General features: G+C 43.6%; 5 protein-coding genes. All 5 read left to right on the forward strand.

Annotated features, from left to right (window positions below):
* The first annotated feature begins 119 nt into the window (after positions 1-119).
* The 5 genes from rpoB to fusA all read left to right on the forward strand — a co-directional run bounded on the left by rpoB (position 120) and on the right by fusA (position 11,703).
* Positions 120-4,145 carry a DNA-directed RNA polymerase subunit beta gene (gene rpoB / locus CWB85_RS07460; protein ID WP_016710548.1) on the forward strand — a complete coding sequence of 1,342 codons (4,026 nt, stop codon included), beginning with the start codon at positions 120-122 and terminating at the stop codon, positions 4,143-4,145.
* 103 nt (positions 4,146-4,248) lie between these two features.
* Positions 4,249-8,424 (forward strand): DNA-directed RNA polymerase subunit beta', encoded by a 4,176-nt coding sequence (gene rpoC, locus CWB85_RS07465; protein ID WP_016710547.1) that lies wholly within the window; start codon positions 4,249-4,251, stop codon positions 8,422-8,424.
* A 194-nt stretch (positions 8,425-8,618) separates the two neighbouring features.
* Positions 8,619-8,993: a 30S ribosomal protein S12 gene (gene rpsL, locus CWB85_RS07470; protein ID WP_002958885.1), complete on the forward strand. Its 375-nt coding sequence runs from the start codon at positions 8,619-8,621 to the stop codon at positions 8,991-8,993.
* 97 nt (positions 8,994-9,090) lie between these two features.
* On the forward strand, positions 9,091-9,561 hold the full coding sequence (gene rpsG / locus CWB85_RS07475) for a 30S ribosomal protein S7 (protein ID WP_016710546.1): 471 nt from the start codon (positions 9,091-9,093) through the stop codon (positions 9,559-9,561).
* A 27-nt stretch (positions 9,562-9,588) separates the two neighbouring features.
* On the forward strand, positions 9,589-11,703 hold the full coding sequence (gene fusA / locus CWB85_RS07480) for an elongation factor G (RefSeq protein WP_016710545.1): 2,115 nt from the start codon (positions 9,589-9,591) through the stop codon (positions 11,701-11,703).
* Positions 11,704-11,788 lie beyond the last annotated feature (85 nt).

Below are 11,788 nucleotides of genomic sequence, written 5' to 3' on the forward strand. Positions count from 1 at the left end.
GTTAAGGTGAGAGTTTATCGGAACAACAATTAAATGTTGTACAATCTTGGCTTAGATGCCAGTTAAGTCTGTTCTTACAAGAACAGGTCGGGTCAAAGATCAGCAAGCTGAGGAACCCCATGGCTTACTCTTATTCTGAAAAGAAACGTATCCGTAAGGATTTTGGTAAACGTCCACAAGTTTTGGATATACCTTTCTTACTGTCAACGCAGTTAGAATCGTTTAAAAAATTCTTAGTGCCGGACGCTGATGGCGATCATGGTTTGGAAGCTGCCTTCCGTTCTGTGTTTCCAATCAAAAGCTACTCGGGAAATTCTGAGCTTCAATACGTAAGTTATCGTATTGGTGAGCCAGTTTTCGATGTAAAAGAATGTCAAATTCGCGGTGTGACTTATTCTGCTCCACTTCGCGTAAAATTGCGCCTTGTAGTGATGGACAAAGAAGCTCCAGGCACAGTTAAAGACATTAAAGAGCAAGAAGTTTACATGGGCGAAATTCCGCTCATGACCGATACCGGTACTTTTGTAATCAATGGTACAGAGCGTGTTATCGTTTCTCAGCTACACCGTAGCCCTGGTGTATTCTTTGATAACGACCGCGGTAAAACTCACTCATCAGGTAAAGTGCTTTATAATGCACGTGTTATCCCATACCGTGGTTCATGGTTAGATTTTGAGTTTGATGCAAAAGATAACTTGTATGTACGTATCGATCGCCGTCGTAAATTACCGGCGTCAATCATGCTGCGTGCACTTGAGTACACGACAGAAGAGATCTTAGACATCTTCTTCGAAACCACTGCGTTTGAAGTAACTGACGGTAAAGTTCTTATGGAACTTGTGCCTTCACGTTTACGTGGTGAAACCGCTGCCTTTGATATTAAAGGTGAAGACGGTGAAGTGCTAGTTGAAAAAGGCCGTCGTGTAACTGCGCGCCATATCAAGAGCATTGAGAAAAAAGGCATCAACAATTTAGAAGTACCACATGAGTACATCATTGGTCGCGTTGTTGCGAAAAACTACGTTGATGAGTCAACGGGTGAGATCATCGCTAACGCAAATGATGAATTAACTCTAGAGTTAATGGCTGAATTGGTTAAAGCAGGTCACACTAAAATTGATACGTTATATATCAATGAAGTGGACAGTGGTGCATACATTTCAGATACCTTACGTATCGATTCAAGCACTAACCGCTTAGAAGCACTAGTAGAAATTTATCGCATGATGCGCCCAGGCGAGCCACCGACGAAAGACGCGGCTGAAGCCTTATTTGAGAACTTGTTCTTCTCTGAAGAACGTTATGACTTATCTACTGTAGGTCGTATGAAGTTCAATAGCCGTGTTGGTTATGACACTGACACAGGCCCAGGCACATTAAGCAAAGACGACATCGTGTCTGTTATGAAAGTACTTATTGCTATTCGTAACGGTCAAGGTGAAGTTGATGATATCGATCACTTAGGTAACCGTCGTATCCGTAGTGTTGGCGAAATGGCTGAGAATCAGTTCCGTGTAGGTCTAGTACGTGTTGAACGTGCTGTACGTGAGCGTTTAAGCTTAGGTGACCTAGATGCGATCATGCCACAAGATCTTATTAACGCTAAGCCTATTTCGGCAGCGGTTAAAGAGTTCTTTGGCTCATCTCAGTTATCACAGTTTATGGACCAAAATAACCCGCTATCAGAAGTAACGCATAAGCGTCGTATTTCTGCATTAGGGCCGGGTGGTCTTACTCGTGAGCGCGCTGGCTTCGAAGTACGTGACGTTCACGTAACTCACTATGGTCGCGTATGTCCAATCGAGACGCCTGAGGGTCCAAACATCGGTCTAATTAACTCATTGTCTACGTACGCACGTACAAATGACTACGGTTTCTTAGAAACACCTTACCGCAAAGTGGTAGATGGTGTTGTAACTGATGAAGTTGATTACTTATCAGCCATTGAAGAAGGTCAGTTTGTTATCGCACAGGCGAACTCAAACTTAACTGAAAACAATGAGTTTGTAGATGAATTAATTCCATGTCGTCACAAAGGTGAATCAACCTTTATGGGTCGCATGGACCAGCAATATATGGATGTATCACCACAACAGGTGATCTCTGTAGCGGCAGCACTTATCCCGTTCCTAGAACACGATGATGCTAACCGTGCATTGATGGGTTCAAACATGCAACGTCAAGCAGTACCAACATTGAAAGCGGACAAACCGTTAGTAGGTACAGGTATTGAGTTAACACTAGCGAAAGATTCTGGTGTAACGATTGTTGCAAAACGTGGTGGTGAAGTAATGTATGCTGACGCAAGTCGCATCGTTGTTAATGTACATGAAGAAGAACGCATCCCTGGTGAAGCGGGCATCGACATCTACAACTTAACCAAATACACACGTTCTAACCAAAATACATGTATTAACCAAAAACCAACTTGTATGGTTGGCGAACCGGTTACTCGTGGTGACGTGTTAGCAGATGGTCCTTCGACTGACTTAGGTGACTTAGCCCTTGGTCAAAACCTGCGCGTGGCATTCATGCCATGGAACGGTTATAACTTCGAGGATTCAATCCTACTATCAGAGCGCGTAGTTGAAGAAGATCGTCTAACGACTATCCACATTCAAGAACTACAGTGTGTTGCCCGTGATACTAAGTTAGGTCCAGAAGAAATCACAGCAGATATCCCGAATGTGGGTGAATCTGCACTAGGCAAGCTTGATGAATCAGGCGTTGTTTATATCGGTGCTGAAGTTAAAGGCGGCGATATTCTAGTAGGTAAAGTGACTCCGAAAGGCGAAACGCAATTAACTCCTGAAGAGAAGCTACTACGTGCGATCTTCGGTGAGAAAGCGTCTGACGTTAAAGACAGCTCATTACGTGTACCAAACTCTGTAACTGGTACTGTAATTGACGTGCAAGTTTTCACCCGTGACGGTGTTGAAAAAGACAAGCGCGCGCTAGAAGTTGAAGAAATGCAACTTCGTGATGCGAAAAAAGACTTTAATGAAGAATTCCGTATTCTTGAAGCAGGCGTGTTAGATCGTGCTCGTAAGTTACTTATTGCAGCCGGTCAAGACGAAGAAAGATTAGCATCACTAAATGCTGAGAAACTACTTACTCAAAGCCTTGCTGAAGAAGACAAGCAAGCTGAACTTGAGCAACTAGCAGCCCAGTATGATGAGCTTAAAGCTGAATACGATAAGAAGTTTGAAAACAAACGTCGTAAAATTACCCAAGGTGATGACTTAGCACCAGGCGTACTTAAGATTGTTAAAGTATACCTAGCTGTTAAACGTCGTATTCAACCAGGTGATAAAATGGCGGGTCGTCACGGTAACAAAGGTGTTATCTCGACTATCGTACCAGTAGAAGATATGCCATACGATGACAAAGGTCGTACTGTTGATATCGTACTTAACCCACTGGGTGTACCATCACGTATGAACATCGGTCAGATCCTAGAAACACATATGGGTCTAGCTGCACGTGGTATTGGTGAGCGTATTGAAGAAATGATGAAAGAACAACGTGAGCTACATGAGCTGCGTGAATTCATCAAGCAAGCTTATGAGATCGGTGAATCTCGTCAGGTTGTCGATATTGCTAGCTTCTCTGATGACGAAATCCGTCGTTTAGCTGAAAACTTAAAAGGTGGTTTACCAATTGCTACTCCTGCATTTGATGGCGCGAAAGAAAGCGAAATCAAAGACATGCTTGAGCTAGGTGGCTACCCACGTAGTGGTCAGGTTACACTTTATGATGGCCGTACTGGCGATCAGTTCGAACGTCAAGTAACTGTAGGTTACATGTACATGCTGAAACTAAATCACTTAGTTGATGACAAGATGCATGCGCGTTCAACTGGTTCTTACAGCCTTGTTACTCAGCAGCCGCTGGGTGGTAAAGCACAGTTCGGTGGCCAGCGTTTCGGTGAGATGGAAGTATGGGCACTTGAAGCTTACGGTGCTGCTTACACACTACAAGAAATGCTAACAGTGAAGTCGGATGACGTGAACGGTCGTACTAAGATGTATAAAAACATCGTTGATGGTAACCATAAAATGGAACCAGGTATGCCAGAATCGTTCAATGTATTGTTGAAAGAAATCCGCTCATTGGGTATCAACATCGAGTTGGAAGAAAATTAAGCCAATTAGGTGCTACAGCTAGCCTGTAGCACCTGTTACGGCCGAATAGAATGTAGGGACGAAATTATCCGTCCTCAAGATTAACTCCGACAGGAGAGCTAAGGTGAAAGACTTACTTAAGTTTCTGAAGCAACAAAATAAGACCGAAGAATTCGATGCAATTCGCATTGGTCTTGCTTCACCAGACATGGTTCGTTCATGGTCATACGGTGAAGTAAAGAAACCTGAGACTATTAACTACCGTACTTTCAAGCCTGAGCGCGATGGCTTATTCTGTGCCCGTATTTTCGGACCAGTGAAAGATTATGAATGCTTATGTGGTAAATATAAGCGTCTTAAACACCGTGGTGTGATCTGTGAAAAGTGTGGCGTTGAAGTAACACTCACTAAAGTGCGTCGTGATCGTATGGGTCACATCGACCTTGCGAGCCCAGTTGCACATATATGGTTTTTAAAATCATTACCGTCACGTATCGGCTTAATGCTTGATATGACGCTTCGTGATATTGAACGTGTTCTTTACTTCGAATCATTCGTCGTAACTGAGCCTGGTATGACAACGCTTGAGCGTAGTCAGCTATTAGGTGAAGAAGAATACCTAGATGCACTTGAAGAGCACGGTGATGAGTTTGAAGCGAAGATGGGTGCTGAAGCAGTATTAGACTTACTGCGTGAACTCGATCTTGCACAATTAATTGCTGAAATGCGTGAAGAGTTACCAACAATTAACTCTGAAACTAAGCGCAAGAAGATCACTAAACGTCTTAAATTAATGGAATCGTTCCACCAATCAGGTAATAACCCTGAGTGGATGATCATGACAGTACTACCAGTATTGCCACCTGATCTACGTCCATTAGTACCACTTGACGGTGGCCGTTTTGCGACTTCTGATCTAAATGACCTTTATCGTCGTGTTATTAACCGTAATAACCGTCTTAAGCGTCTATTAGACTTAGCAGCACCAGATATTATCGTACGCAACGAAAAACGTATGTTACAAGAAGCGGTAGATGCGCTACTTGATAACGGTCGTCGTGGTCGTGCAATTACAGGTTCTAACAAACGTCCACTTAAATCGCTTGCTGATATGATCAAGGGTAAGCAAGGTCGTTTCCGTCAGAACTTACTTGGTAAGCGTGTAGATTACTCTGGCCGTTCTGTAATCACGGTTGGTCCTACACTTAAGCTTCACCAATGTGGTCTTCCTAAGAAGATGGCACTTGAGCTATTCAAACCATTTATCTATGGCAAATTAGAGCGTCGCGGCATGGCTACGACAATCAAAGCTGCGAAGAAAATGGTAGAACGTGAAGTTCCGGAAGTATGGGATGTGTTAGACGAAGTAATTCGTGAACATCCAGTATTACTTAACCGTGCACCAACACTTCACCGTTTGGGTATCCAAGCGTTTGAGCCTGTGCTTATCGAAGGCAAAGCAATCCATTTGCACCCATTAGTTTGTGCGGCGTACAACGCTGACTTCGATGGTGACCAAATGGCGGTACACGTACCGCTAACGATTGAAGCACAGCTTGAAGCCCGTGCATTGATGATGTCAACAAACAACATCCTATCTCCTGCGAATGGTGAGCCAATCATTGTTCCATCACAGGACGTTGTATTAGGTCTTTATTACATGACGCGCGATCGCATTAATGCGAAAGGCGAAGGTATCGTATTTAAAGATCCTAAAGAAGCAGAAAAAGCTTACCGTAGTGGTAATGCCGAACTGCATGCGCGTGTAAAAGTACGTATTAAAGAAGCTGTTAAAAACGAAGACGGTGAAGTTGTTGATACTACAACAATTATCGACACTACTGTAGGTCGTGCAATTTTATCGCTTATTTTACCAAAAGGTATGCCGTACGCTTCAATTAACCAAGCGTTAGGTAAAAAGCAGATTTCTAGCTTATTAAACGAGTGTTACCGTCGTTTAGGTCTTAAAGATACGGTTATCTTTGCTGACCAAGTAATGTACACCGGTTTCCATTACGCAATGAAGTCAGGTGTTTCTATCGGTATTGATGACTTAGTTATCCCACCGGTTAAAGCATCAATCATTGAAGCAGCAGAAGCTGAAGTAACTGAAATCAACCAACAATTCCAATCAGGTCTTGTAACTGCTGGTGAAAAGTACAATAAAGTTATCGATATCTGGTCACGTGTAAATGAAAACTTATCACGTGAGATGATGGCGAACTTGTCAAAAGACACGGTTATTAACGCCAAAGGCGAAGAAGAAGAGCAAGCTTCATTTAACTCAGTGTTTATGATGGCCGACTCAGGTGCTCGTGGTAGTGCCGCTCAGATCCGTCAGCTAGCTGGTATGCGTGGTCTAATGGCACGTCCAGATGGTTCAATCATCGAAACACCAATCACGGCTAACTTCCGTGAAGGTCTAAACGTACTACAGTACTTCATCTCAACGCACGGTGCGCGTAAAGGTCTTGCCGATACAGCACTGAAAACAGCGAACTCGGGTTATCTAACGCGTCGTCTAGTAGACGTTGCACAAGATTTGGTAATCAATGAAGACGACTGTGGCACAGAAGATGGCTTAACAATGAAACCACTTATCGAAGGTGGTGACGTTGTAGAAGCACTTCGTGAACGTGTTCTAGGTCGTGTTGTTGCAGAAGATGTTGTGATCCCTGGCACTAATGAAGTGCTAGTAGAGCGTAACGTGATGCTTGACGAAAAACTGTGTGACCTTTTAGAAGAGCATTCAGTTGATGAAGTTCGTGTACGCTCAGTTATCACGTGTGATAACGACTTTGGTGTATGTGCTAAGTGTTATGGTCGTGACCTTGCACGTGGTCATATCATCAACGCGGGTGAATCAGTGGGTGTTATCGCGGCACAATCAATCGGTGAGCCGGGTACACAGCTTACGATGCGTACATTCCACATCGGTGGTGCGGCATCAAGAGCGTCTGCTGAGAACAATGTACAAGTTAAAACTAACGGTACATTGAAGCTTCATAACGCAAAATATGTATTAAACACAGACGGTAAGATTGTTATTACTTCACGTTCTACGGAAATCACTATTATCGATAGTTATGGCCGTGAGAAAGAGCGTTATAAAGTACCTTACGGTGCGGTATTAACAGTTCAAGATAATGCTGAAGTTCAAGGTAACGACATTGTTGCTACTTGGGACCCGCATAGTCACCCAATCGTTCTTGAGCATAAGTCAAAAGTATCGTTCAGCGATATCGATGACTCAAATACTGAAGCACAGACTGATGAACTAACCGGTTTAACCCGTGTAGTTGTTAAAGATCTTGCTAAGATCAATGCGAAAGAGCCGAAGCTTATCATCGAAAGTGAAGAGCGCGGTCTGCAAGAAACTCGTCTTCCTTCATTCACTACGATTGAAGTAACTGACGGCGTTACAGCAAACCCAGGTGACGTGCTAGCACGTATTCCGCAAGAAGGTTCGAAAACTCGTGATATCACGGGTGGTCTACCACGCGTAGCCGATTTATTTGAAGCGCGTAAACCGAAAGAGCCAGCTATCTTAGCTGAAATCACCGGTACGATTAGCTTCGGTAAAGAGACTAAAGGTAAGAAGCGTTTAGTTATTACACCAGCTGAAGGCGATCATTACGAAGAAATGATTCCTAAGTGGCGTCAACTTAACGTGTTTGAGGGTGAGCAAGTGTCTAAAGGTGAGGTTATCGCCGATGGTCCAGAATCACCGCATGACATCTTACGCTTACGTGGTGTGACTCATGTTGCTAACTACATCGTTAACGAAGTGCAAGAGGTTTACCGTTTGCAAGGCGTTAAGATCAATGACAAGCACATTGAAACAATTATCCGTCAGATGATCCGTAAGTGTACGATCACTGATGGTGGTCATAGTGAGTTCTTAGTTGGTGAGCAAATTGAAGTGGCACGCGTTAATATCGCAAACCGTGAATTAGAAGCTCAAGGCAAGTTACCAGCTAAATTTGAGATCCAGTTAATGGGTATCACTAAAGCATCACTAGCCACAGAATCTTTCATCTCGGCAGCCTCGTTCCAGGAGACAACTCGTGTCCTAACTGAAGCCGCTGTAAATGGTAAGAGCGATGAACTTCGCGGTCTGAAAGAAAACGTAATTGTGGGTCGCTTGATCCCAGCCGGTACCGGTTTTGCGTATCATCAAGATCGTATGGCGCGTCGTAAGCAGAGCAAAGTAGTTGTTGAAGAGCAAACAGTAAGTGCAGAAGAGGCAACTCAAGCACTAACAGACGCTTTAAACGCGGATTTATCTGGAAATCAATAAACTGAACTTAATCAATAGATTATGTTTTTGCAAGGCAGTTATATACTGCCTTGCTGACGGTTTAGGTTGACAGCTCAATCTTTGCTCATTAAAATTCCGCCACCCATTTACTTGTACGTATAATACGGGCTTGTAAATAAAGGGCGGATTTTTTTATTTTTTCAGTAGTAATTTTAATTTCAGGAGCTATTTAAATGGCAACTATTAACCAGCTAGTGCGTAAGCCACGTCGTAGCAAGGTTACTAAAAGTAACTCAGCTGCGCTTAAAGCGTGTCCGCAAAAGCGTGGTGTATGTACTCGCGTATATACAACTACCCCTAAGAAACCAAACTCGGCGTTACGTAAAGTAGCTCGTGTTCGTTTAACTAACGGTTTCGAAGTAACATCATACATCGGTGGTGAAGGTCATAACCTTCAAGAGCACAGTGTAATCCTAATCCGTGGTGGTCGTGTTAAAGATTTACCAGGTGTGCGTTTTCACACTGTTCGTGGTGCACTTGACTGTGCAGGCGTTAGCGACCGTCGTCAAGCTCGTTCTAAATACGGTGCAAAACGCCCTAAAGGCTAATTGTTATCCGTTAGTAAGGCCAAGCACTAAATATTATTAATTATTGTTTTGGGTGATTGACTCGAAAGAGCAAACCTGAATAAACCGGAGATACAAAATGCCTAGAAGACGCGTAATAGGTCAACGTAAAATTCTTCCAGATCCTAAGTTCGGATCGGAACTTCTTGCAAAATTCGTTAACATCGTAATGTTAGACGGCAAGAAATCTACTGCTGAAAAAATCGTTTACGGTGCGCTAGATGTGGCTGCTGAGAAATCAGGCAAATCGCACCTTGAAATCTTTGAAACTGCACTTGAAAACATCCGCCCACAGGTAGAGGTTAAATCTCGCCGTGTTGGTGGTTCAACGTATCAAGTACCAGTTGAAGTACGTCCAGTACGTCGCAACGCATTAGGTATGCGTTGGTTAGTAGACGCTGCACGTAAGCGTGGCGAGAAATCTATGGGCTTACGTTTAGCTCAAGAACTTGTTGACGCTGCTGATAACAAAGGCACTGCGGTTAAGAAACGTGAAGACGTTCACCGTATGGCTGAAGCGAATAAAGCATTCGCTCATTACCGTTGGTAATCTGTCCTTAACCTTTAAGAGGATTTTATGGCACGTACAACTCCACTTGAGCGCTACCGTAATATAGGTATTGTTGCTCACGTAGATGCAGGCAAAACCACTACAACAGAACGTATTTTGTTCTACACGGGTCTTTCTCATAAGATCGGTGAGGTACATGATGGCGCCGCAACTATGGATTGGATGGAGCAGGAACAAGAGCGTGGTATCACAATCACTTCTGCTGCAACAACGTGTTTCTGGAAAGGGATGGACGCGCAATTTGACGACCATCGTATCAATATTATTGATACCCCAGGACACGTAGATTTCACTATCGAAGTAGAGCGTTCTTTACGCGTACTTGATGGTGCGGTAGTTGTGCTTTGTGCTTCATCAGGTGTACAGCCGCAAACAGAGACAGTTTGGCGTCAAGCGAACAAATACGAAGTTCCGAGAATGATCTTCGTAAATAAAATGGATCGCACGGGCGCTGACTTCTTAACGGTTGTTAGCCAAGTGAAATCTCGTCTTGGAGCAACGCCTGTTCCAATTCAGTTGCCGGTCGGCGCTGAAGACGACTTTAAAGGTGTTATTGACCTTATAAAAATGAAAATGATTAACTGGAATGATGAAGACCAGGGAATGACTTTCACTTATGAGGCAATACCGGCAGAACTTCAAGATTTAGCTGAAGAATGGCGCTCAAACTTAGTTGAAAGCGCTGCTGAAGCATCTGAAGAACTAATGGATAAGTATTTGGAAGGTGAAGACCTGAGTGAAGCAGAGATTAAAGCTGCTTTACGTCAGCGTACATTAGCGAACGAAATCGTCCCTGTAACTTGTGGTAGTGCATTTAAAAACAAAGGTGTTCAAGCTGTGCTTGATGGCGTTGTTGAATATATGCCTGCACCAACACAAGTGAAACAAATTCAAGGTATCCTTGAAAATGGCACTGAGGAAGAACGTCCTGCTGATGACAACGCACCGTTTGCTGCACTTGCTTTTAAGATTGCAACAGATCCGTTCGTTGGTACTTTAACTTTCTTCCGTGTTTACTCTGGTACTGTTAAACAGGGTGATGCGGTTTACAACTCAGTAAAAAGTAAGCGTGAGCGTCTTGGCCGTATCGTTCAGATGCATTCAAACTCACGTGAAGAGATCAAAGAAGTCCACGCAGGCGACATCGCGGCGGCTATTGGTCTTAAAGACGTAACAACAGGTGAAACACTGTGTGATCCGAACTCAATTATTACGCTTGAGCGTATGGAGTTCCCTGAACCAGTAATCTCTGTTGCGGTTGAGCCTCGCACAATCGCTGACCAAGATAAGATGGCTATCGCGCTAGGTAAACTAGCGGCTGAAGATCCGTCTTTTCGAGTACAAACTGATGATGAGTCAGGCCAGACTATTATTTCTGGCATGGGTGAACTTCACCTTGATATCATTGTCGATCGTATGAAACGTGAATTCAGTGTTGAATGTAACGTTGGTAAGCCGCAGGTATCATATCGTGAAGCTATTCGTTCAACTGTTAAAGTTGAAGGTAAATTCATACGTCAATCAGGTGGACGTGGTCAATATGGTCATGTCTGGCTTAAACTTGAACCGATGGATATTTCGGATGATGAAGCACCAATTTACGAATTCGTTAACGAAACCGTAGGTGGCTCAGTACCGAAAGAATACATCCCTGCGGTAGACAAAGGCATCCAAGAGCAAATGGCTCAAGGTGTGTTGGCAGGCTACCCATTACTTGGCGTGAAAGCGACTTTATATGATGGTTCATTCCATGATGTAGACTCGAATGAAATGGCATTTAAAATAGCAGGTTCAATGGCGATGAAGCAGGGGGCGCTACAAGCAGACCCTGTACTTTTAGAGCCAATGATGAAGGTTGAAGTACTCACTCCTGAAGCAAACATGGGTGATGTAGTTGGTGACTTAAATCGTCGCCGCGGTATGATCGAAGGCATGGAAGAAGCGCTAGGCGGGCTTAAATTAGTTAACGCTCAGGTTCCGCTTTCTGAAATGTTTGGTTATGCTACTGATCTACGATCTGCGACACAAGGTCGTGCCTCATACTCTATGGAGTTTTTGAAGTACGCTGAAGCCTCGAAGCATGTTGCAGATACAATAATTACAGCTCGCGCTGTTAAGTAATTTTTTAGCTCGGTTTGGTCCACAGTGGACTGAACCTTTAATTTCTTTATAGGAATTTTTTAAGATGGCAAAAGCAAAGTTTGAA

It is taken from the genome of Pseudoalteromonas sp. S1727, from assembly GCF_005886375.1.
Taxonomy (GTDB): Bacteria; Pseudomonadota; Gammaproteobacteria; order Enterobacterales; family Alteromonadaceae; genus Pseudoalteromonas; species Pseudoalteromonas haloplanktis.